Annotated in this window: 24 protein-coding genes and 4 tRNA genes; 8 read left to right on the plus strand and 20 right to left on the minus strand. The window is 50.9% G+C overall.

Annotation, left to right across the window (positions count from 1 at the left end; translation table 11 throughout):
* Nucleotides 1-3: 3 nt before the first annotated feature.
* The 4 genes from miaB to P2G88_RS14005 all read right to left on the minus strand — a co-directional run bounded on the left by miaB (nucleotide 4) and on the right by P2G88_RS14005 (nucleotide 3,399).
* The gene (miaB, locus tag P2G88_RS13990) at nucleotides 4-1,437 is read right to left on the minus strand and encodes a tRNA (N6-isopentenyl adenosine(37)-C2)-methylthiotransferase MiaB (RefSeq protein WP_275796993.1); all 1,434 of its coding nucleotides are present in this window, start codon (nucleotides 1,435-1,437) and stop codon (nucleotides 4-6) included.
* A 119-nt stretch (nucleotides 1,438-1,556) separates the two neighbouring features.
* A complete protein-coding gene (locus P2G88_RS13995) occupies nucleotides 1,557-2,417 on the minus strand; it encodes a DMT family transporter (RefSeq protein ID WP_275796995.1) in 861 nt (286 codons plus the stop codon).
* A 107-nt stretch (nucleotides 2,418-2,524) separates the two neighbouring features.
* A complete protein-coding gene (locus P2G88_RS14000) occupies nucleotides 2,525-3,019 on the minus strand; it encodes a nuclear transport factor 2 family protein (RefSeq protein ID WP_275796997.1) in 495 nt (164 codons plus the stop codon).
* 89 nt (nucleotides 3,020-3,108) lie between these two features.
* Nucleotides 3,109-3,399 (minus strand): hypothetical protein, encoded by a 291-nt coding sequence (locus tag P2G88_RS14005; protein WP_275796999.1) that lies wholly within the window; start codon nucleotides 3,397-3,399, stop codon nucleotides 3,109-3,111.
* Between the two features lie 228 nt (nucleotides 3,400-3,627).
* Here P2G88_RS14005 and P2G88_RS14010 point away from each other — a divergent pair, with 228 nt between their 5' ends.
* Together P2G88_RS14010 and P2G88_RS14015 are read left to right on the plus strand one after the other, a co-directional pair.
* Nucleotides 3,628-4,788: an FAD-dependent monooxygenase gene (locus tag P2G88_RS14010; RefSeq protein ID WP_275797001.1), complete on the plus strand. Its 1,161-nt coding sequence runs from the start codon at nucleotides 3,628-3,630 to the stop codon at nucleotides 4,786-4,788.
* Nucleotides 4,789-4,891: 103 nt separating this feature from the next.
* Nucleotides 4,892-6,544, plus strand: a complete 1,653-nt coding sequence (locus tag P2G88_RS14015) for a winged helix-turn-helix domain-containing protein (protein ID WP_275797003.1) — start codon at nucleotides 4,892-4,894, stop codon at nucleotides 6,542-6,544.
* Here the strand turns inward: P2G88_RS14015 and P2G88_RS14020 are convergent.
* Nucleotides 6,517-7,701 (minus strand): hypothetical protein, encoded by a 1,185-nt coding sequence (locus tag P2G88_RS14020; RefSeq protein ID WP_275797005.1) that lies wholly within the window; start codon nucleotides 7,699-7,701, stop codon nucleotides 6,517-6,519. The two genes, P2G88_RS14015 and P2G88_RS14020, sit on opposite strands and share 28 nt — an antisense overlap.
* 570 nt (nucleotides 7,702-8,271) lie before the next feature.
* Here P2G88_RS14020 and P2G88_RS14025 point away from each other — a divergent pair.
* The gene (locus tag P2G88_RS14025; protein WP_275797007.1) at nucleotides 8,272-9,399 is read left to right on the plus strand and encodes a helix-turn-helix transcriptional regulator; all 1,128 of its coding nucleotides are present in this window, start codon (nucleotides 8,272-8,274) and stop codon (nucleotides 9,397-9,399) included.
* 113 nt (nucleotides 9,400-9,512) lie between these two features.
* Complete coding sequence (locus tag P2G88_RS14030; protein WP_275797009.1) at nucleotides 9,513-10,016, plus strand: nuclear transport factor 2 family protein; 504 nt, start codon at nucleotides 9,513-9,515, stop codon at nucleotides 10,014-10,016.
* 78 nt (nucleotides 10,017-10,094) lie between these two features.
* Here the strand turns inward: P2G88_RS14030 and P2G88_RS14035 are convergent, their stop codons facing one another.
* The 8 genes from P2G88_RS14035 to P2G88_RS14070 all read right to left on the minus strand — a co-directional run bounded on the left by P2G88_RS14035 (nucleotide 10,095) and on the right by P2G88_RS14070 (nucleotide 14,572).
* The gene (locus P2G88_RS14035; RefSeq protein WP_275797011.1) at nucleotides 10,095-11,237 is read right to left on the minus strand and encodes a nuclear transport factor 2 family protein; all 1,143 of its coding nucleotides are present in this window, start codon (nucleotides 11,235-11,237) and stop codon (nucleotides 10,095-10,097) included.
* 84 nt (nucleotides 11,238-11,321) lie between these two features.
* Nucleotides 11,322-12,356 (minus strand): helix-turn-helix domain-containing protein, encoded by a 1,035-nt coding sequence (locus tag P2G88_RS14040; RefSeq protein WP_275797012.1) that lies wholly within the window; start codon nucleotides 12,354-12,356, stop codon nucleotides 11,322-11,324.
* A gap of 33 nt (nucleotides 12,357-12,389) precedes the next feature.
* Nucleotides 12,390-12,638 carry a DUF2164 domain-containing protein gene (locus P2G88_RS14045; protein WP_275797013.1) on the minus strand — a complete coding sequence of 83 codons (249 nt, stop codon included), beginning with the start codon at nucleotides 12,636-12,638 and terminating at the stop codon, nucleotides 12,390-12,392.
* A 24-nt stretch (nucleotides 12,639-12,662) separates the two neighbouring features.
* Nucleotides 12,663-14,087, minus strand: a complete 1,425-nt coding sequence (locus tag P2G88_RS14050; RefSeq protein ID WP_275797014.1) for an alanine/glycine:cation symporter family protein — start codon at nucleotides 14,085-14,087, stop codon at nucleotides 12,663-12,665.
* 128 nt (nucleotides 14,088-14,215) lie between these two features.
* A tRNA-Gln gene (locus tag P2G88_RS14055) sits at nucleotides 14,216-14,290 on the minus strand.
* A 36-nt stretch (nucleotides 14,291-14,326) separates the two neighbouring features.
* A tRNA-Gln gene (locus tag P2G88_RS14060) sits at nucleotides 14,327-14,401 on the minus strand.
* Nucleotides 14,402-14,404: 3 nt separating this feature from the next.
* Nucleotides 14,405-14,489: transfer RNA gene (locus tag P2G88_RS14065), tRNA-Leu, on the minus strand.
* Between the two features lie 6 nt (nucleotides 14,490-14,495).
* Nucleotides 14,496-14,572, minus strand: a tRNA-Met gene (locus P2G88_RS14070).
* 192 nt (nucleotides 14,573-14,764) lie between these two features.
* On the opposite strand from P2G88_RS14070, the gene P2G88_RS14075 reads away from it, so the two are divergent.
* The 3 genes from P2G88_RS14075 (at nucleotide 14,765) to P2G88_RS14085 (ending at nucleotide 16,062) form a co-directional block, all read left to right on the plus strand.
* Nucleotides 14,765-15,520: a transporter substrate-binding domain-containing protein gene (locus P2G88_RS14075; protein ID WP_275797015.1), complete on the plus strand. Its 756-nt coding sequence runs from the start codon at nucleotides 14,765-14,767 to the stop codon at nucleotides 15,518-15,520.
* 86 nt (nucleotides 15,521-15,606) lie between these two features.
* Entirely contained in the window at nucleotides 15,607-15,849 is a 243-nt protein-coding gene (locus P2G88_RS14080; RefSeq protein WP_275797016.1) for a hypothetical protein, read from the plus strand.
* A gap of 15 nt (nucleotides 15,850-15,864) precedes the next feature.
* Entirely contained in the window at nucleotides 15,865-16,062 is a 198-nt protein-coding gene (locus tag P2G88_RS14085) for a RidA family protein (protein ID WP_275797017.1), read from the plus strand.
* Between the two features lie 35 nt (nucleotides 16,063-16,097).
* Here the strand turns inward: P2G88_RS14085 and ychF are convergent, their stop codons facing one another.
* The 4 genes from ychF to P2G88_RS14105 all read right to left on the minus strand — a co-directional run bounded on the left by ychF (nucleotide 16,098) and on the right by P2G88_RS14105 (nucleotide 18,979).
* Nucleotides 16,098-17,189, minus strand: a complete 1,092-nt coding sequence (gene ychF, locus P2G88_RS14090; RefSeq protein ID WP_275797018.1) for a redox-regulated ATPase YchF — start codon at nucleotides 17,187-17,189, stop codon at nucleotides 16,098-16,100.
* A gap of 14 nt (nucleotides 17,190-17,203) precedes the next feature.
* Entirely contained in the window at nucleotides 17,204-17,788 is a 585-nt protein-coding gene (gene pth, locus P2G88_RS14095; protein WP_275797105.1) for an aminoacyl-tRNA hydrolase, read from the minus strand.
* A complete protein-coding gene (locus tag P2G88_RS14100; RefSeq protein WP_275797020.1) occupies nucleotides 17,788-18,423 on the minus strand; it encodes a 50S ribosomal protein L25/general stress protein Ctc in 636 nt (211 codons plus the stop codon). The genes pth and P2G88_RS14100 overlap by 1 nt, the downstream gene beginning before the upstream one ends.
* Before the next feature lie 142 nt (nucleotides 18,424-18,565).
* Complete coding sequence (locus P2G88_RS14105; RefSeq protein WP_275797022.1) at nucleotides 18,566-18,979, minus strand: hypothetical protein; 414 nt, start codon at nucleotides 18,977-18,979, stop codon at nucleotides 18,566-18,568.
* Between the two features lie 109 nt (nucleotides 18,980-19,088).
* On the opposite strand from P2G88_RS14105, the gene P2G88_RS14110 reads away from it, so the two are divergent.
* The gene (locus P2G88_RS14110) at nucleotides 19,089-19,787 is read left to right on the plus strand and encodes a transporter substrate-binding domain-containing protein (RefSeq protein WP_275797024.1); all 699 of its coding nucleotides are present in this window, start codon (nucleotides 19,089-19,091) and stop codon (nucleotides 19,785-19,787) included.
* 55 nt (nucleotides 19,788-19,842) lie between these two features.
* Here P2G88_RS14110 and P2G88_RS14115 read toward each other — a convergent pair whose 3' ends face one another.
* The 3 genes from P2G88_RS14115 to lolB are packed head-to-tail and all read right to left on the minus strand — an operon-like array spanning nucleotide 19,843 to nucleotide 22,273.
* The gene (locus P2G88_RS14115) at nucleotides 19,843-20,790 is read right to left on the minus strand and encodes a ribose-phosphate pyrophosphokinase (RefSeq protein ID WP_275797026.1); all 948 of its coding nucleotides are present in this window, start codon (nucleotides 20,788-20,790) and stop codon (nucleotides 19,843-19,845) included.
* A gap of 44 nt (nucleotides 20,791-20,834) precedes the next feature.
* Nucleotides 20,835-21,695, minus strand: coding sequence for a 4-(cytidine 5'-diphospho)-2-C-methyl-D-erythritol kinase (gene ispE / locus P2G88_RS14120; protein ID WP_275797028.1), 861 nt, complete (start codon nucleotides 21,693-21,695; stop codon nucleotides 20,835-20,837).
* A complete protein-coding gene (lolB, locus tag P2G88_RS14125; RefSeq protein WP_275797030.1) occupies nucleotides 21,680-22,273 on the minus strand; it encodes a lipoprotein insertase outer membrane protein LolB in 594 nt (197 codons plus the stop codon). The genes ispE and lolB overlap by 16 nt, the downstream gene beginning before the upstream one ends.
* Nucleotides 22,274-22,307: the final 34 nt, after the last annotated feature.

A 22,307-nucleotide genomic window follows, 5' to 3' on the forward strand; every position in this document is an offset into this window, starting at 1 on the left:
CTCCTAGCTTGGCATAAACTGGCCCACGCCCAGTGCATCGGGCAAAGTAGCGGCCTGTTTGTTGATAATGGTTTGCGGGGCGATGCTGATACGCAGGCCCATGTCTTTTTCACGGCGGATCACTTCGCCGCGCAGGCTGTTGGCAAATACATCGGTGATGCGTACATCTACAAATTCGCCAATCATATCTGGACTGCCTTCGAAGTTAACCACACGGTTATTCTCGGTACGTCCTGACAGCTCCATCAGATCCTTACGGGACGGGCCTTCCACCAAAATGCGTTGCTCGGTACCTACCATGCCACGGGCAATGCGCAAGGCTTGCTGGTTGATACGCTGCTGTAACAGATACAGACGCTGTTTCTTGGTTTCTTCAGAGACATCGTCAGGCAAATCGGCCGCCGGCGTACCGGGACGGGCGCTATAAATAAAGCTGAAGCTGAGGTCATAATCGATGGCCTGGATCAAATCCATGGTGGCCTGAAAATCATCATCGGTCTCACCAGGGAAGCCGATGATAAAGTCGGACGACATACTCAGATTCGGGCGAATTTTCTTCAGACGACGGATTTTAGACTTGTACTCAATCGCCGTATGGCCACGCTTCATCAGGGTCAGAATACGGTCTGATCCGCTTTGCACCGGCAGATGCAGGTGATCCACCAACTCCGGAATATGGGCGTAGGCTTCAATAATATCGTCGGTAAATTCCACCGGGTGCGAGGTGGTGTAGCGGATACGATCGATACCGTCGATGGCAGCCACTAAATGCAACAGCTCGGCAAAGGTGCAGATGCTGCCGTCATGGTTGGCGCCACGGTAGGCATTAACGTTCTGACCCAGCAAATTGACTTCACGCACGCCTTGCTCGGCCAACTGGGCGATTTCAAAAATCACATCGTCGGCCGGGCGGCTGACCTCTTCGCCGCGGGTGTAGGGCACCACGCAGAAAGTACAGTATTTGGAGCAGCCTTCCATAATGGAAACAAAGGCCGTAGGGCCTTCGGCACGCGGCTCGGGCAGGCGGTCAAACTTCTCGATTTCCGGGAAGCTGATATCTACCACCGGTGAGCGGTCGCCTTTGACGGAGTTAATCATCTCCGGCAGGCGGTGCAGAGTCTGCGGTCCAAATACGATATCCACATAAGGGGCGCGATCGCGAATATGCTCGCCTTCCTGAGATGCCACGCAGCCACCGACGCCGATAATCAGATCGGGATTCTTTTTCTTCAGCGTCTTCCAACGACCCAACTGGTGAAACACCTTTTCTTGTGCTTTTTCGCGGATAGAACAGGTGTTGAGCAGGATCACGTCGGCCTCTTCAGGATTTTCAGTGGCCTGATAACCGTGGGTGGAATCCAGCAGGTCCGCCATTTTCTCCGAGTCATACTCGTTCATCTGGCAGCCCCAGGTCTTAATAAATAGTTTCTTGCTCATACAACCCTGACAAAGAAAGAATAATGAAAGGCCGAAGGCCCTTCGCAAAAAGATTAAACCGGTAACGAACCGCGCATTTTACCGCCAGGGCGGCTTGGTTGCCAGCATTCGCTTAAATATCACCATAACCAGCGCTGGCGAATCGTCAGGTTGGCGGCCCAGAGGATCAGTACAAAGCCGCCGATAAGCCCCATATGCACCGGTTCATCCCAGAACCAGTAACCCAATATGGCGGCAAAGATTACACTGGAGTAAGTTAAAAGACCGATACGCACCGGCGAGGCCAGCTTAAAGGCCTTGGTCATTAATAATTGCCCCAGGGCGGCCAGCAGACCCATCAGCGCCAGCCACTGCCAGGCTTCCACCGGCATCGGCTGCCAGTTGATCAGCATGGGCACGGCAGAGACCAGGGTGGCCAGACCGGTAAAGTAGATAACGATACGGGCCGAGGGTTCGGTACCGGACAAGTGACGAATGGTGCATTTGGTAAAGGCCACCAAACAGGCGCAGCCAAGGGCCAGCACTATGTAAAAATTCATCTCTTCGCCACCTACCGGACGCAGGATAAACCCGGCGCCCACAAAGCCAATGCCGATGGCGATCAGACTTTTCTGACCGATTTCTTCCTTTAGCCACAGCTTGGCGATTATCGGCACAATAAAAGGTGATACCAACAGCGCCATCATGGCCTGTGCCAGCGGCAAATTGGCCAGCACCACAAAAAAGCAGTACATGGCAATCAGCCCTGAAGTGGCGCGCATTAAATGTAAGTGAAAAAAATCGGTTTTAAGGCTGCGAAGTCCCGCACGCAATATCCAGGGCATAAGCGCTGCCATGGCAAACAAATTGCGGAAAAACACCAGTTGGGTTTGGCTGACGGTTTCGCTTAAGTGTTTGACCAGCGCACCGACCCCGGCAAACAGGGCTTCGGCCAGCACCAGGCAAAGGGCACCTAACAGCGGAGCGGAAAAGGGCGGCAAGGGGGATTATCCGAAATTTATCAGGGGCTTATTGTAACATTTTGAAGAGGTTAAGCATCGGCCAATTTGTGCAAACCGTATTAGCTTTGGATTATCAAAGTGCTGTCCTAAAACATCGAATTATCGTTTTTCGAGTCCGCCGGTACTGCCTGAATCACATTCCAGTGTTCAGCAAATTTTCCTTCTTGCATACGAAAAATATTGACCACCGCACGACCCAAATCCTCAGGGCCACGCCTAACATGCTGGTGGATCCAGACCAGATCGCCGTCCGCCGCAGTGCGTTTGATTGAGGTGCTGATATCTGGATGGTTTTGGTAGCGTTTGGCAAATATCGCCAACACCGCTTCCCGGCCGTCTTCCACATGAGGAGAGTGTTGAATGTAATGCTCTGAAAAACATTGCTCGCGCAAAATATCGATACGCTTTGCCGGTGCTAAATCCGGCCTGTTCTCCAGAATCTCCATGCAATACAAGGCTTTTTCAAGGTTAGCGTTTTCACTGCTTCGAGGCTGAATGTCATTTGCCTGGCAAACTCCTGTTAGCAAAAGATTTATTGCCGCAATTTTGGATACGAACCCTAATGTAGGAACAATGGCCATTGTGTAATCCTTTTTCAATTGATCATCCCAGAATAGTAAAAAATCACCGCGGCTTGCGAACAAGCCGCCGTGATCCAGGAAGTCAGGCCCTATTCAGCCATCCGACGTGAAGTATCCTCGGCGGTGGAAAGGGTACGAGCGATCATCTGCATGTCAGCGTCAGCGCTTAGATTTTCTTGCACCTGGTGCTGGATATCGGCATCCAGGCGAGCGTTGATATCTTCACTGGCTTTCAGATAATGATATTCCACCAGATTTACGCTTTTGGTGCTGTAGTAAAAGGTATGGCGACTATATTGATTATCGCTGTTTTCGGTTGCCAAGGCCGCACTGCTTAGGCCAATCAGGGCAACGGCTGTTATTTGAGTCAGGCTGTTCATAATGTCCTCGGCTTGGGTTATTGAGGCAACAGATGTCGCCTCTTGCCTATATATGTAACCTCTGCGAGCCAAAAGGTTGTTTTGTTGTTGTAAAAGTTCATGTCAAACCGCCGACTTTCTATCGGCTTGTTACATTCGTAGCAAAAACTGTTGTTAAACGCGCCAGATCAAAGATTGGTCGACAGTCTGTGTTAAACTTTTTCTAACTGTTTGAGCGGTATATAAAAAATGACCAAATTCGATGTCATTATCGGTGGCGGTAGTATGGTTGGCGCGGCCATGGCGCTGGGTCTGGCTCGTCGTCACTGGCAAGTGGCGGTGGTGGAGCCGCATCCGGTGCAGCCTTTTTCAGCCTCGCAACCACCGGATTTAAGGGTGTCTGCTATCAGTGCTGCTTCGGAAACACTGCTAGATGCGCTGGGTGCCTGGGACGCGGTATCTGCCATGCGTTTATGTCCCTATTCCCGCTTGGCGGTATGGGAAGCTCCCGGCAGTCGCACCGAGTTTGATGCTGATAAAATTAATGTCAGCCGTCTGGGCCATATTATTGAAAACCGCATATTACTGTTAGGTCTGCTCGAGGCCCTCAAAGCCTGCTCCACGGTGACCTGGTTTAATGCAGCAGTTAGCCAATTGTCTGTTGGCAAGCCATCCAGCCTGTGCTTAAGCGATCATCAGGTACTGGAAGCTCCTTTGATCATTGGCGCCGATGGTGGGCGCTCCAAAGTGCGTGAGTTGGCCGGTATCGGCACCAGTGGCTGGCAGTATAGCCAGCAAGCCATGGCGATTTCAGTAAAAACCCAAGCCCCGCAGCAGGATATTACCTGGCAGGAGTTTCATCCCAGTGGTCCGCGGGCATTTTTACCCCTTTATGATGGTTACGCCTCTTTGGTGTGGTACGACAGCGCAGATAAAATCCGTGAATTGCAGTCACTGTCACCGGCGCAGTTGAAAGCGGCAATTAAGACTGCTTTCCCACCAGAATTGGTGGATTTTGAGGTGTTGGATACGGCGGCCTTTCCCCTGGCCCGTATGCATGCCAATCAGTATGTGAAAAACAATGTGGTGTTGGTAGGCGATGCCGCTCATACCATTAATCCACTGGCCGGGCAGGGACTGAATCTGGGCTTTAAGGATGTGGCTTGTTTACTGAACGAGTTGGATGGCATTGAGGCCGGCGATAGCGAAGCACTTGGTAACGCCTTAAAACGCTATGAGCGTAAACGCCGCCCGGATAACCTGATCATGATGTCGGCCATGGATGCTTTCTACCTGGGCTTTAGCAATGATATCGCGCCATTGCGCCTTGCCCGTAATCTGGCGCTGTCACTGGCCGAGCGTAGTGGGCCGATTAAAGATAAGGTGATGAAATATGCCATCGGACTGTGAGTGCGACAGTATGACCAATGCTTAAGTTTTCTGGCCTTCTAACACCGACATGGCGCTGGTAGACTGCCAGGCAATGTCTTAATCACAGGGATGCAGAACCTCATTGCAACCGTTTCCTATTGGTCAGGGAGAATTTGATAGTAAAACCGGACAATTGCGTCATGGTGATGTTTCCCATGCGCTAAAGCCCCTTCATGCCAAACTGCTTACCCATTTTGTCACGCAGCCTGGAATGGTTTTTAGCGTGGAAGCGTTAAAGACGCAGGTTTGGCAGCAGCAATATCTTACCGACAGCGCAGTAAAAAAAGCTATCAGCGAACTTCGCAAAATACTCTCCCCCTTGTTACAAGACGCCGAAGGCGGTATCGAAACGCTACCAGGTCAGGGCTATTGCTACCGCCCCGCAGAGGCTAGGAAAAGCCTTGGTTTGGCGACCCTGCTCAGATGGCCAACGGTCATCGTCGCCACGCTGGGGATGCTGATTGCGGTGATTTTGTGGTGGCAAAGGCCACAGACAATCACCTTGACCCTGGTAGAACAAACCGATCCGCAATCGCAGCAAGGGCTGCAAATCCAATCTATTAATGAAGTGCTGCGTACCAGCTTGTTGGGATCGCTCACGCCTTATTTCGACGTTCGCCAATTGTATTCAACGCCTGTCTCTGCTGACTTGATTTTGCGTTATCAGGTATCAGGGAAAGGGCAATTAACTATGCATCTGGAGGATGAGTCGGGCGCAAGGTTATGGGAGAAACAAGCCCTAATCGATGAGGATATCCATGACTTTGTGTTGCAGGTGTTAGCTGAGCTCTCCAGCATTCTCGATGTGCCCCTGGCATTGCCGCTAAACGCAGAAATGCATCAATCGGAGGCTTATGCCCTCTACCTGAAAGGGAAAATCATTTATTACCAAGGCGGTGCGACTGACAAGGTGAAAACCTATTTCACCCGCAGTTTACAATTGCAGGCGGACAATAATCCAAGCCAGGGGGCGCTGTTGGATATTCTCGGCCTTGAGGTTCGTTCTTTACCCTTTGAAAAGCGCACGCCATCGAAGATGATGGCCCTTAACAACCAGGTTAAGGCGGTCGAACAGCATCTTGATGGTAATGTGGATAATCATGTGGCCCTGGCTAAATACTTTTTGGTCAATCAAGGTGATGCCAAAGCAGCCCTCAAAGTGCTTGATGATGCGCCCATTTCACTCACCCATGCATACGACTTGCACGTGCTTGCTCTTACCTACGCGCTGAATGGCGAAAAACAGCAAAGTCGTTTCTTAATGCAACTGGCCGAACAGCGTTTCCCGCAACGTAACGTGGTGCTTTGGTATAAGGCCATGGTGCATTTGATTAATGGGGAACTCAGCGAAGCCAGGTTGCAGGTCCGCTGGGCACAGGATGTGGCACCTGATTGGTATCCGCTCAACTATATTGCTGCTCATTTGTTTAATGGGGAAGTTCAATCGGTTCTTGAGTACCTGGCCGACAGCCCATTGCAAATACTAAAAATGGATTGGAGAAAAGACCAAAAGCTTAATGAGGAAGTAAAGCGCTACTTTAATGAGCTTAGCCTGCCGCAATGGCGCCCCTTTGAAGCGGAACTTGCCTATTTGCTGGCTGGTTATTTTGGTCTTCAACATGAAATGGAAAAAACGGGCCAGTATATACTGGCCCAATATCCGGAGAAAAAGATGATGCTGTCGATGATCGACAGCTGGTTAGCCCTTTATGGTGCGGCTTCGTCTTCAGGCTGAATGGGTTGGCCCTGGTGGTCGAACTGGGTTTCTATGGCGTTGCCAGCCTCGTCGTAGCTAAAGCGACTTACGGCAACTCCCGTCTTACGCAGACCGTTATCGTCGCCAAAGTAGCTGATGGCAAGACGACGGCCATGTTCGTCACGTTCAATGTCGATGCGGGCAAAGCCAGCGTCGGGATCAACAATCAATTCGCCGTTTTTATTCAGGAATTGCCAGCCGGTGAAGTTGCCAAGTTCATCTTTAAAGGTGCCGACACGACAGACACCACTGGCTTTGCAGAAGGGCTTGCCGTCGGCTGTCTGGTAAGATTCTTCAAACATGGTGTATTGGCCCAGGCGACGATCCTGCCAGGTCATTTTATACTGCCATTGGGCGTAGCCGCCATCGGTTATGTTGCTCGCCCGGTTGGCCAACTGGCCGCCAATGTCGCGAAAATCCCAGCCCAATTCATTCCCGAACTCATCAAAATGCAGGCGCATTTCGGCAAAACCGGCGGTTGGATGGTTTGCGCGCTTCAGGGATTGGGGATCGAGATAAATGATCTGATAAAGATGATCATTGCTGTCTACGGTGATCAAAGACTGCTCAAAGGGTAGGTATTCAAAGATAATATTGGCGCTGCCATCAGTCTTAAACTGGCGCTGGATAAACTGGTCTTTGGCAATGTACTCGGCCCTGAACATAGCACTGCCGGTACCGACGCTAACCGGCTCGCCATCAAGTCCATAAAGGGTTAATTCAACTTTGTTACCACTTTTTCTATAGGCTTCGTGATGAACATTCTGGCTTTGATAATAGTGCCGCCACATGGTAGCCGGTTGACCATTTTCATCATAGTAGCGACGGTCATGGCCCTGTTCATGGTAGCTATAGCGCACTTCATGGGCACTATAATAGGCGGCGGATAATGGCGTATCGCCCTGATAGAAAGCCATACTGGTCAATCTGCCTTGGTTATCATAGGTGACCCGGTAGTGGCGGAGTGCTTTGGCTTGTTCTGCGTCAATCTCGCCACGCGGGCGGTATTCAAGCAAAGGGGTGATGACCCCGGCCAACTTGGCAAAGTAATGGATATTGTCGTTCCCAGCCATAGATGGCATCGACAGGGCAGCCAGAGTAATAATCAGACACTGCCTGAATAAGCGCACAAACATATATTTTTCCTTGTTCGGGGTAGAGTCAAACCTACCCTATTCTTTGTGTTGCCAGGAAGCCAGTTACCGCGGGTTACCTGAGGTTACCTCAATAGAAAACTTATTATCCCACTGCTTGTGCATCTAACCATCTTGTTATCGGTGCAGTGCTTTGCAGGCCTTTTGCCATGGCCTACTTGCAAAGTTTGCCACATTGTTTTTCGTTTTTCGTCAATGTTTCCTCTGGGCTTCTTACAACCTTCATGCACAGAGTCAGCTGGCTCGGAATGGAGGATTCAGACCCGACAAAAATTTGAGGAACCCTCTTGTCCGGACGGTCTCAGAATTTGTGCAGGCGTAGAACCAGTGTTGCAGTAGTACTGGGTTGTCCGGGGGCGGGGAATTTGGGCATGGCGCTTAATCCCTGCCCGGACAAGAGGCCACACTCTGCAACTTAAGCTGCCGCTATGCCCTGTTATGCAATGAGACGGGTTACCTTAGGTTACCCAAGGTAAAGGCACTATTGCCTGTTAGTGACCTTTGGTTAAATGGGTATACTGGGTCCATCCTGAACAATAGAGCGATGTTGATGTGCTTTTAACCACTATTGCCAGTGCCGGCGTGGCAATTGGCCTGTTGTTGGTCTTCCTGTTGCTTACCTTGAAAAACGGACGGCAATACGGCAACCGCCTGCTGGCCGGCTTTGTACTGGTAGTTTGTTTGTCTCTGGCCACCACCTTCTTACAGGATCAGCCACAGTTATACTGGCTCTATGCGTTGCATATTCCCTGGTTGTTTACCCTGGGACCATTGCTTTTCTGGTATGTGCGCTGGATAACCTGCGATGACAAGATACAGCCTTCCTGGCTTTGGCATTTTTTGCCGTTGCTGCTGGCGGCGGCAAACTGTTTTCCAGTTTATTTCTCTGCGTTATCTGGCCAGATGCTTTCCGGTCATAATGCGATGTTGTTTATCCCCGAGCCCAGAATATTCAACCTGCTGTATTTACAGATTCTGGTTTACGGCATGTTGTCGACCCGGCTTATCAATCAATACCGCAAGAGCCTCAAAAACCGCTTCTGTGATATTCAGCATATCCAACTTCGCTGGCTCAATGCGCTAACCCTCGGATTGATGGCACTGCTGGTACTGGATGCGGTGCTCGGAAGCTGGGCGCAGTGGATGGGCGCCGGTTGGCTGATGATGCACAACAGCATGATCACGGCGCTGGTGGTCTATGTGATTTGTATGGCTTATGGTGCTCTCAAACAACCGATACTGTTGCACGGTGAACCCATCAACAAAACTGATGTGACTAAATATCAGAAGTCGGGCTTGCGCGAAGACAGCGCCAGGTATTATCTGCAAAAACTGCAAAAGACGATGCAGGATGAACAGCTTTATCTGGATAGCGAATTAACCCTGAAGTCATTGGCCGGGAAGTTGAAGATGTCTGAGCACCACCTGTCCCAGATCCTCAATGACCACTTAGGCATGACCTTTTATGACTACATCAATCAGCACCGAATAGAACATGCCAAATCCTTGTTGGCAGACCCCGAAATTGCTGTCACCGATATCTGTTTTGCCGTGGGATATAACAATAAGGTGACGTTTTACAATGCATTTAAAAAGCGCACCCGGCTTACGCCCAGCGCCTGGCGGAAACAGCTTGTTTCCAGCCAAAGCCATGAAAGTCACTTAAAATCAATGAAGTAGCCTCTTTTAAAAGGGAAGGTAAACTTCCGTTAAGCTAATGCCCGATAGGGATTAACGCCTACAAGGCCCGCATTCGATAGGTTGATGTCAGTGTCGTCAAACGGAGAATAAAGATGAAACTGAAATCAATTTTGTTGCTACTAGGCTTTGTTACTTCCACGCTGGTGCAGGCCGGTGGTTGGCCAGAGACCACAGCAGAACAACGTGAAGTTGCTCTGACTTACAACCACCTCCTCAATATTCAACAGGTTGAACAGGCCATGGCGCTGGTGGATGAGAACGTGCGGTTTTCCGATCCTACCTGGGGCGTTCACAATCAAAACAAAACGCATCTTGCCACTGCGTACAGCTCAATGTCAGGCAGTTACCATAATATGCAGTTCGATATCCGTAAGGTGAGCAGCAGCAAAGGCACCCTGGTCATCCATATGATTGGCAGTGCCGATGTTGATCTCAGCCCGGATGCCAGCGCCGATCAACGTGTCCACCTGTTTGCCGATTTTATCCGCGTATTGGAAGTTAAAGACGGTAAGATCGTCCGGCATTTGGATTTGTCAGATTACGACAAGTTTATGCCGTCACTTATGCCCTCTACAGGAGACTCTTCAGGGCAGTAGAATGTCAGGCCGTGAACGACCTGACACAACAGCGGCTTGATAAGATTAAGATCAATAACCTTGCAGGCGAACGCTGTCTTAGCTTGCAGGGTTATCTTGCCGTGTGAGTTGTTCGATGATCTTTCTGGCCACCCCGGCAGAGGACAGGTAGTTCTGGCCGGTAATAATGCGACCATCCACTTCCACATGAGCAGTATTTCTGGGGCTATGCAGGAAGATTCCGCCGCGCGCTTCAATGGTTTTCTGGATCAGGAAGGGGAATTCTTTGAAGTATGCTTTGGTCTGGTTTTCAAAGGCCTCCGGGTAACCACTGATGCGTTTCCCGCTGACCAGATAGTCGCCATTTTTAAGCTTTAAGTGGGCAATTCCGGCCGTGCCATGGCAAACCGCCGAGATTATGCCGTTGTGCTTTTCATAGATGGCCATGGATATCTGCTGAAGCTGCGGATTGTCGGCCACCCCATACATGGCGTTGGTGCCGCCCACATAATGTACGGCCCGATAGTTTTCAGCCTGCACCTGCTCCGGACGCAACGTATTGCCGATGGCATACATAAAATCGTTATCGTAGAGATACTTTTTGTGCAGTTGATCAGATGTATTGATATAAGCCAGGGGTAAGGCGCCGCCCTTAGGACTGACAAAGTCCACATTGAAACCGGCCTGGATAAACTCCTCATAGGCATTCACTATTTCTGAGAAGCTAACCCCGGTTGGTAGGTCAGTATCACCGTGGAAGTGGGCGCTGGACAGGATAAACAGGATGCGCTGGCCATTGTTAGCGCTGTGAGTGCCCGCGGCCGACTTGCTGATGATTTGCCATTGGTCTTCCAGCTTTTTCAGCAAGAACATATCGATATAGCGCAGCTGCTTATTGGGCATCAGGATCTCGGCTTTGACGCTGGCCAGGCCTCCTTCTACATCCATACTCAGGATACGTCCGACCCGGCCATTAAACCGGCCCCTGTTTTCTTCCTTATGCCAGCCAATGTAGTCTTTGGCACTGACTTCCCAATAAGGCATGCCGGACTTCTCAAGATACAGCCTGGCATTGTCATGAAAGGCTTTTTGCAAGCTGCCCTGGTCGCTGTGGGCGCTGCCATAAAAATAGTGCTTAATGACCTTTTCTATGGCTTGCCTGTCTGCGTTAGTGTTGTCGATTGCCTTTGCATCTGAACACGGTAATGCCAGAAAAAGGAATAAGAATGTAAAATATTTCAAGTGATTACCCTCCGAATTAAGCAAGGGCAATGTATCGAAATCAGGGCAAATGACAGTACGAAATCATAAATCCGAAGTCCGGTTTTATGGATTGGTAATGTCTGTTTTCTGTTGTTGACGAAACTTAGCAGGTGTGGTGCCGGTAAACTTTTTAAAGGCGCTATAAAAGGTGGATTGGGAGTTAAAGCCAGCCGCCTCACCGATTTGCTCCATGCTCATCGACTTATTAGATAGCAGCAAGGCTTTTGCATGGTCAATACGCAGTTCGTTTAGATAGTGGGGAAAAGTGCTGCTGAGATTGTCATTTACAAACTGGGATAAGCGGGAGGTATTGGTGCCCAGTTTCTTCGCCAGTTGCGCCAGGGTCAGATTGGCATCGAGATAAAGCTGCTCCTCACGCATCAGTCGGGTTAGCTTTGCCGCCAGCTGCTGTGCTTCATCCGGCTCGATTTTCTTATCCTGGTATTTTGCCTGCCGGCTCTCCCGCCGGGAAAACAATACAATCAGAACGCTTAGGTAAAGTATCAATGAAAAACTCAGCGCCCCACTGATATAGGAGGTATAGGAGCCGGTCACATAGGCCAGCCAAATCAGGCTTGTACCGATAGCCGCACTTATGCAGAGGGTCTGTGCTGGATGTAAGCGGCTATTGCCTTTAAACAGGTCAAGCAGTAATGGCCTAATCAGTAAAAAGCTAAAAGCCAGGTAGGCAAACCAGACATAGTTCACCAACTTGTATAAATAGCTTCCCCAAAGCACTTCATGCTGTTGGTAGGGAAAAAGGACGCCAATGAGCACAATCGTCGCGAATGGCAGCAGAAAATGTAACCAGCGTAGGCGGCTGATTGTTTCTGAGCGCATTATGAAAAAGCAATACAGATACAAACTGGGCCCAATCAGCAGGCAGGCTGACAGACCGATTTGCAGATAAATCTTGGCCAGAGCCGGAGAGAAGAAGAAAAACACCGACTTGCCGACCCTGATGCTCAGCATAAACAGCAATAAAGCCAATAGCGCATTGCCAAGGTTTCGGGGCGTCTTCAGTAGCAGATAAGCACTCAGTAAAAGTCCGTTAAAGACGCCTAAGGCACTGAAAAAGAATAAAATTTGTGCTGTCATGCCGGATAATGATTCACGCTGACGATTCGCTAGTTAAAAGGCGGTGGGCTTTTCAATATCGCCAATGGCTTCCTGGATAGATTCCAGGCGTCCTTGCAACATGGCCTGGGCGTCGTGCAGGCCCTGATTGTAGAAATAGGCGCCGAACTCCTTGCCGATAAAATCCAGCAGGAATTCGGCGTCAAACTGGCCCAGTTCCACATCTAGCTCTTCCATCAAATAGCACCGCAGCTTAGTGCAGAGGTGATCCCTGACTTCCTTGGGAAAGTCGACACTGGACATACTACTCCCTTTCTTAAAACGCGTTCACGGGCGCGAGTCGCCAGACTCGTGCCAAATGCCATTTTCCGTCTCACCCTGAATAGGGCAGTTACCGGTTTTATATTCCGGGGTTTGGCCGCGTTTACGTTGCGCAAGGTAATCCTTACTGACAGATACGATAGTCGGGGTGAGCCAGATAATGGCGATGGTGTTGATCACTGTCATCAGGCCCAAGGCCATATCGGCCATGGCCCACACATGGGGCAGGGAGGCCATGGCACCCCATAAAATCATGGCCAGATAGCCTGCCGTGTAGCAGCTGCGGCCAATTTTATTGTCCAACTTAAACATATGCAGGTTACTTTCGCCGTATGCGTAGTTGGCGACCACCGAGGTAAAGGCAAACAGGCTGATGGCGGCGGCCACAAAGTCAGTGCCACCTTCGCCCAAGTGGAAGGTCATGGCGTCCTGGGTCATACGGATGCCTTCCATTTTTTCGCCCATGCCGCCACCGGCCAACAGGATGATGATGGCAGTACAGGTACAGAGCACCAGGGTATCGAAGAACACCCCCAGCATTTGCACATAGCCCTGACTTGCAGGGTGGTTGGGATTAGGGGTGGCGCTGGCCGCGGCATGGGGCACCGAGCCGGAGCCGGCCTCGTTGGAATACAAACCGCGTTGAATACCATTTTTGATGGCGGCACCTAACAGGCCACCACCGGCTTCCTGTAAGCCAAAGGCGGAGGTAATGATGTTGTACAGCATGGCCGGTACCTGCTCGATATTGATGGCGGTGATAACGAGCGCCACCAACACATAGCTGATGCCCATAAATGGCACCATCCATTCGGCAAAGCGGGCGATGCCGCGCAGGCCACCGATCACAATGACCCCGGCCAGCATAATAATGACCACGCCTGCGTTTAGCGTTGAGACCCCATAGGCATGATTTAAGGCATCGGTAATGGAGTTTGCCTGTACGGCGCTGAAGATAAAGCCATAACCCATAAACAGGCAGAGTGAGAAGGTGATGGCCAGCCAACGCTGATTAAGTCCTTGCTGAATGTAATAAGCAGGGCCACCACGATATTCGCCGTTGCGATCTTTAACCTTGTACAACTGGCCCAACAGGCTTTCGGCAAAGCCGGTGGCCATACCCAAAAGGGCAATCATCCACATCCAGAATATAGCGCCGGCGCCGCCTAAGGAAATGGCGACCGCCACCCCTGCCAGATTGCCGGTGCCAACCCGGGCTGAGAGACTGGTGCATAAGGCACCGAAGGAGCTGATCCCGGCTTTATCGCTTTTGCCGCTGCCTTTCATCAGGCTGAACATATGGAAGAATTGGCGGAATTGGATGGCACCGAGGTGGTAGGTAAACCACAGGCCGGTAGCGACCAGAATGACGATTAGCAGTCCGCCCCATAACACGCCATTAATGGCATTAACAATTTCGTGGATAAACATCAGGATTTTGCGTTCTTGTTCTTTTATCCGACATAGTCGCAGAGAAGCCGGCCGGGTGGCAAGGGATTGGTGAGCAGTGGCAAAATCAACAAAGCAAAAAGCCGGTCATTGACCGGCTTTTCAGAAGATGGCTGGGGTGGCTGGATTTGAACCAACGCATGGCGGGATCAAAACCCGCTGCCTTACCGCTTGGCGACACCCCAATTGGGCACTAAAACGAATTATACCAAAGAAGAGAATGGCTGGGGTGGCTGGATTTGAACCAACGCATGGCGGGATCAAAACCCGCTGCCTTACCGCTTGGCGACACCCCAACATGGTGCGGAAGGAGAGACTCGAACTCTCACGCCGTGAAGCACTGGAACCTAAATCCAGCGTGTCTACCAATTTCACCACTTCCGCATAAAATGGTGGCTACGGCGGGAATCGAACCTGCGACCCCAGCATTATGAGTGCTGTGCTCTAACCAGCTGAGCTACGTAGCCACTTTGGTACTCGCTTTGAGTGGCGCGTATTATGCTGATCCCCCCTTTGAGCGTCAACCCCTTTTTTGCCAACAAATGCGTGAGTGGTCAGTATCTGGACAATCTTCATCCCTTAGCGCTGATATTGGGTGTGTTTGATGATTTTATCGACTATGTTTGCAGTGAGTTTGGGTCGTCAACGGACATAAAACCATGTTTGTCGCCAGCCGTCGTCGTCTTTTATTGAGCGTACTGTTTAGTGCTTTTCTGTGCAGCGCAGCCACTTTTGCCGAGGAAGCCCCGCTGAGGGTATTGTTTTATCAGCCCGGCAATCCACCGTATACGTTGTTTGATGGGAATAAACCTCAAGGTATCTTTGCCGATCTGTTCGCCAGGATTGAAGAGATCAGTGACTTGAAGTTTGAGTTAATGACCTACCCGGTGGCGCGGGGATTGGCCGAATTCGACGCCGGTAATGTGGATATTGAACCCGGAGTTAACCCTGACTGGCGCAGGCATATGCGGGTGTTGGGGGTGTTCAGTATTCCCTACGCCATTTCCGAAGAGGTGGTAGTGTTTGCGCCGGGCAAACTGGTGGCGGTCAACGAACCGGCAGATTTATTCGACAAGGTAGTGGGAATCGTAAGGGGCTTCTCATATCCGCGCTTTGACGCAGCATTTAGTACCGGGCTGATTACCCGACTGGATAATTTGTCTTACGACCTGTTAGCCGAGCAGCTGCTGCTGGGGCGGCTCAATCAAATATTTATCGGCCTCAATACCATCTTGTACTTTCAGAAAATGCGGCCCGAGTACCAAGCTCTGGAAGTGGGCGATGTGGTGGACTCACAGCAGGTAATGCTGCGCATTCATCCGAGTAAGGAGCATCTGTTACCCGTCATCAATCAGGCCCTGGAGCAGATGAAGACGGATGGGGAAATTGAAGCTATCTACGCCCGTTACCGCTAGTTCCTGTTGATTTAGCTAATGCGCCTTGTATTAGTCTGGCTAGCTTTTAATAGTGGAAATCCACTTAATCTCGTTAGGCTCGTCTGATGAAACCGATACTGTTGTTACTATCCCTGATGTCTTTTATCTGTGTTTCCGCCCATGCTAACTCTGATACACCTGTAACAGCTATAGAAAGACATTTTAGTCATACTTGGGAGCAGGAGATCGGCTACACCCAGGTGGTCAGGGTGGGGCCTTGGTTGATGCTGTCCGGGGTCACCGCACCGGGGAATGATATGGCCGAGCAACTCAACCGGGTTTACGGCAATATTGAAAAGTTGCTTTAACGGCATCACCTTGGGATGGGGGATGTGGTTAAGGAAACCCTGTTCACCAAAGATATGGAGGAGATGAAGGCCAACATGGGAGTACGAAAGGCCTTTTATCCTGACGGTCAGTATCCCGCAGCCAGTTGGGTGCAGATAAACAGGTTGTTTATGCCTGACAGCCTGGTGGAGGTAGAAGTGATGGCTTATCTGGGAGAAAAGGATAAAAACTAAAAAGGCCCGCAAGGGCCTTTTGGGTTTCTGTCTGCTTAGACGTTGAAGCGGAAGTGAATGACATCGCCATCTTTAACGATATATTCCTTACCTTCCAGACGCCATTTACCGGCATCCTTGGCCCCTTGTTCGCCTTTGAACTCCACAAAGTTGTCATAGGCAATGACTTCGGCGCGGATAAAGCCTTTTTCGAAGTCGGTGTGGATCTTACCGGCTGCTTGCGGTGCGGTGGAGCCTTTGGGGAAGGTCCAGGCACGCACTTCTTTTACCCCGGCGGTAAAGTAAGTGCTTAAGTTCAGCAGGCTGTAACCGGCGCGGATGACGCGGTTCAGGCCCGGCTCTTCCAAGCCCATGTCAGCCATAAACTCTGCGCGCTCGTCTTCTTCCAGTTCGGCGATTTCTGATTCCATAGCGGCGCAGACGGCAACCACCACGGCATTCTCAGCCGCCGCGATTTCCCTGACCTTATCCAGGTAAGGGTTGTTTTCGTAGCCGTCTTCATTGACGTTGGCAATGTACATGGTCGGCTTCAGAGTCAGGAAGTTCATGTAGGCAATGGCGGCCAGCTCTTCTTTTTCGAGTGGCACGGCGCGCAGCAGCTTACCTTCATCCAGATGCGGTTTGATTTTTTCCAGCACCTGCATTTCAAATTTGGCGTCTTTGTCACCACCTTTGGCGCGCTTACCTACGCGAAGCAGGGCCTTTTCACAGGTTTCCAAATCGGCCAGGGCCAATTCGGTGTTGATCACCTCGATATCATCGGCCGGGTCAACCGCACCGGCGACGTGCACGATGTTGTCATTTTCAAAGCAGCGTACCACATGGCCGATGGCGTCGGTTTCACGGATATTGGCCAGGAATTTGTTACCCAGGCCTTCACCTTTGGAAGCGCCTTCCACCAGACCGGCGATATCCACGAATTCCATGGTGGTGGGGATCACGCGTTGGGGCTTAACGATTTCTGCCAGCTTGTCCAGACGCAGATCGGGCACAGGTACCACGCCGGTGTTGGGCTCAATGGTACAAAACGGGAAATTGGCCGCTTCGATGCCGGCTTTGGTCAGGGCGTTGAACAGGGTGGATTTACCCACATTCGGCAGGCCAACGATGCCACATTTAAATCCCATGGTAATTCCTCAGGTTATTCTGCTTTGAATGAGTGCAGACGGTTCATGGCTTTAGTCATGCCGTCTTTGATCAAAATATCGGTACAACGCACCGCCTCATCGATGGCGGCGTCTATCAATTGCTGTTCTTCGCTTCTGGCACGGCCCAGTACATGGCCGGTGACTTTTTGTTTATCACCCGGATGGCCGATACCGATGCGAAGGCGATGGAACTCTTTGTTATTGCCCAACTTGCTGACGATATCGCGAATACCGTTTTGGCTGGAGCTACCGCCGGTTTTTAGTTTTGCCACGCCAGGAGGTAAGTCTAACTCGTCAAAAGCCACCAGAATATTGTCCACCGGAATACGATAAAACTTCGCCATGGCACCAACGGCCTGGCCACTGAGATTCATAAAGGTGGTGGGGAGCAACAGTCGGATATCCTGACCGGCAATTTGCATGCGACCGGTGAATCCGGAGAATTTGGCTTCGAGTTTAAGCGGACAATTATAGTGGCGGGAGAGTGCATTGAGATACCAGGCACCAGCGTTGTGCCTGGTATGCTCGTATTCTGGGCCTGGGTTACCCAGGCCCACAATCAGCTCGATCAAGAGGATTATTCCTCAGATTTAGCTTCTTCGTCACCTTCTGCATCGGCAGCGGTGGTGCCTTTGGCAGTTTTCACAGTCACAACGGCTTGGTCATGGTCTGCGCCTTTGGCCAGCTCTACCAGGGTAACACCCTTAGGCAGTTTCAGATCAGACAAGTGCAGGGTTTGACCCAGAGCAACGTTCATCAGATCTACTTCGATGAACTCTGGCAGGTTTGCAGGCAAGCAGCTGATGGCTACGTCAGCAATGTGGTGCTCAGCGTGACCGCCCTGAATCTTGATAGAAGGCGCCTTGGCTTCATTGATGAAGTGCAAAGGAACGTTAGTGGTAATGGCTTGCTTGGCATCTACGCGCAAAAAGTCGATGTGAGTGACTTTGGGCTTATAAGCGTGACGCTGCATGTCTTTAACCAGGGCTTCTACTTTCTTGCCGCCGATGTTCAGAGTCAGAACATGGCTGTAGAAAGCTTCGAAAGCTTGGGCTTGCAACACTTTGCTGTGATCCAGGGTCAGAGACACAGGGGCTTCACCAGCACCGTACAGGATAGCAGGTACTTTATCTTCACGACGCAGGCGGCGGCTCGCACCTTTCCCCAGGTCTGTGCGGATCTCTGCATCCAGGTTAAAAATCGCTTCAGACATAATTTACTCCAAATAAGGACATGGGCGGGATTTCGCGACCAAATTCCCGCAATAAGGTTTATCCCTTAAAAAAGGGCGGCGAATTCTACCACCGCGAAGCGATAAGAAACAAGCTTTTAACTGACAAGAGAAGCGAACCTGATCAGATAGAACGCGGGTCGACACCGACCTTAGTGTCGTCCACGATGTTGATATTCAGCACCCGCACTGGTGTACCATGCTGTTGAATAGTCATCACGTCCGGCTCCAACCGGCCTTCTATCTCTACTATCAGTCCATGACGTTTGAATTCTTTGGCCAGATTCAACGGGTAATAAGCTTTGCCGCGCTTGTCATAGATAGCGAAAAAGCCGCCCTCCAAATCCAGATAGCGGACTTCACCGACAATACGGATGACCTGCTTATCTGAGCCTTTGACTGTTGGCGTGGTCTTAGAGGTATCACTCAAGCTGCTTTCCTTTACAGGAGTATCGCCAGATTCGGAGGTTGGTGCTTGAGACAGTTCCTGCTGACATCCCAGCAATACCAACACCATGGCAATGGTTGTTTTTTTCAAGGTTTCACAAGGCCGTTTTCTGATTTCTGCTGATAAGGTTAAAACAGATTGATTCCGTTGACTAATCTTAAAGCCGAACTTGGGATAAAGGTGTGAAATGAGATCTTGTTTGCTTTTGCTCTTCCTTTTCTTCTGTGGACTCAACGCTGCCCATTCTGCAGAGCCGAAATTGCTGGTTGTCACAGAGAGTTTGCCGCCCTTCCAGATACAGCGGGCAGGGGGAAATATAGAAGGCATTGCAACCAACAAGGTACGGCAACTGTTGTCCGGATTGGCACTGGACGCGGAGATCGAAATGATGCCCTGGGCCAGAGCCTATCTGATGGCGCAGAGCGAGCCCAATGTTCTTATCTACTCCATTGTTCGAACCCCATTTCGTGAGAATTTGTTCCACTGGATTGGGGTTTTGGTCAGTACTAAAACCCACTTTATTGCGCTACGTGACAGGCAAGATATCCATATCACGGACGTTGATGATTTGAGTCAGTATCGTATCGCCGTGAAGCGGGACGATGTGATTACCGAATGGCTGGAGCGCAGCGGTATTCGCAGCAACCTAGTGCAGATTAAGAATACACAAAGTACCTTAGCCATGTTGCTTCTGGGGCGGGTGGATCTGATCCCCGGCTCTAAAATCCATATTGAATACATGTGCCAGCTTGAGGGATGTACTCTGGACCAGTTGGCCTTTTTGTACGAAATAAAAGAGGTGAATAACGACTTCTACCTGGCTGCCAGTCTTGGCACGCCACTGCCGCTTGTTGAAACCTTGAGAACCGCCTTATCGGCTATCAATGCTGAGGAATGAAATGGACTGGCAATAAAAAAGCCGCTCGAAAGCGGCTTTTACAAGACGTACTCTATCAGTATTCAAACATTGCAGAGATAGACTCTTCGTTGCTGACCCGGCGAATGGCTTCGGCCAACATATTGGACAGGCTAAGTTGCTTAACCTTACCTAATGCCTGAATTTCAGGACGCAGAGGGATACTGTCGGTAACCACAATCTCATCAATCACGGAGTCGGCCAGATTTTGCGGTGCATTACCGGAGAAAATCGGGTGGGTAGCGTAGGCGAATACGCGCTTGGCGCCGTGCTCTTTCAATGCGATAGCGGCTTTGCACAAGGTGCCGCCGGTATCAATCATGTCATCAACGATAATGCAGTCACGGTCCTGCACATCACCGATAATATGCATCACCTGAGACACATTGGCCTTAGGACGACGTTTATCGATAATGGCCAAATCCAGATCATTCAGGACCTTGGCCAAAGCGCGGGCACGCACCACACCACCGATATCCGGTGATACCACCACTGGGTTATGGAATTCGCGCTGACGCATATCTTCAAGCAGGATCGGAGTACCGAAGGCGTTATCCACCGGCACGTCGAAAAAGCCCTGGATCTGCTCGGCGTGCAGGTCGACGGTCAATACGCGGTCAACGCCGACGTTTGACAGAAAATCGGCAACCACCTTGGCGGTAATCGGCACACGGGCGCTGCGTACGCGGCGGTCCTGACGGGCATAACCGAAGTAGGGCAGTACGGCGGTGATACGACCGGCTGATGCACGACGCAGGGCGTCGATCATCACGATCAGTTCCATCAGGTTATCGTTAGTAGGGGCACAGGTAGATTGGATAATAAAGACATCGGAACCGCGGACATTTTCATGGATTTCGACGCTGATTTCTCCGTCGCTGAATCGTCCTACACTGGCGTGGCCCAGTTTGGTGTAGAGTCTGTTGGCTACTTTCTGGGCGAGTTCTGGAATGGCATTACCAGCAAAAAGCTTCATGTCCGGCACAGTAGGATCCTCAGTGGGCGGTCTAAATTGTATCGACACCGGACTTATTCTAGCCGTTTTAACCTCTCAAGCAGGCTGTGCACAGGTGAATAATTCACTCCTTGCGCCACGAAACCCCGGCAACCCTCTGGCAGGGCCGCCAGCAGCCTTTCGGCCTGAACTTTATCGGGGAAAACGGCAAATAAACAGGACCCTGTGCCTGTCATTCGCGACGGCGCGTATTCTAGCAACCACTGTAATATCTTTGCAACTTTAGGGTGCAGCTTACAAACCAGTTCCTGGCAGTCATTATGGGTACTTTCGAACTGATAATCCTGCCAGCGAAGGGGGGGGGTGTTTCTTGGTAGGTCAGGATGGGTAAAGATATCTTTAGTCGCCACATGGATGCCGGGACTGACCACCAGATACCATAACCCAGGTTGGGACACCGGATAAAGATGCTCGCCCACGCCCTCGGCAAAGGCGGTATGCCCCCTGACAAAGACCGGGACATCGGCACCAAGACGCAGGCCAATTTCGGCCAGTTTGTCGATGCCAAGATCCAACTGCCACAGATGATCCAACGCCAGCAATGTGGTTGCCGCATTGGACGAGCCACCGCCGATACCACCGCCCATGGGCAGCTTTTTATCCAGATAAATCCGGCAGCCCTTTGTGCCCTTGCCGTGTTTTTGCAGCAATCTGGCCGCTTTGACCACCAGATTATCTTCATCGGGTACGCCGGGTATGGGGGTTACTAACTGAATCTGACTATCGTCAGTAACCTCAAACTGCAGGCTGTCGCCTTGATCTAAGAGTTGAAACAGACTTTGCAGGCGATGATAGCCGTCTTCACGGCGTCCTAATATATGCAGGAACAGATTGAGCTTGGCCGGAGACGGCCAGCGGATCAGTTGAGTGTCCATTGATTTACCCGGATCTTTATCTGGTTTTGACCTGCCGTTAATTGCAAAGAGTAAGGCAGCGCATAGTTATCTACCTGACGGTAGTCCGCCAATTCCACCAACCAGCCCTGTGGTGATTCCAACTGATAAATCAGTCCCTTATCTGCCTGTAATATTCGCGTGCCGTCGGTGCGCTGGCCCTTTAGCCACAGCGGTAAATCATTCACCGGCATTTGCCAGCCGGTGAGGCTGTGTAAAAGTGAAGCCGCATCATAGTGCTGATAGTCCTTACCATCATATTGAAGCTCCACCAGACCCTGATGCTGGGTCATTTTCAGCAAGGTCGTGCCAAATAAATTGCTGAGCAGCAATTCATAGTCTGTGTCGGATTGTCGCCAATTCAGGGCGGCGCTGAACTTGTCATTTTCGCCTTTAAAGGCCAGTTTACCGTTGATGCGCCACTGCTTCAGCTGGGCCAGCGCTTGCTGGTGTTCACTGGCATCCACAACCTGCTCCACCCTGGGCACGCTGGCGCAAGCACTGAGTAAAGTCAGCAGTATCAAAAGAAAGGGGAAGCCGAGAACCTGGGAGCGGGGCATCACAAACCTGCCACAAATAGAGTTGGCGCTATGG

The sequence above is a fragment of the Aliiglaciecola sp. CAU 1673 genome, from assembly GCF_029223185.1.
In the GTDB taxonomy this organism is placed as follows: Bacteria; Pseudomonadota; Gammaproteobacteria; order Enterobacterales; family Alteromonadaceae; genus Bowmanella.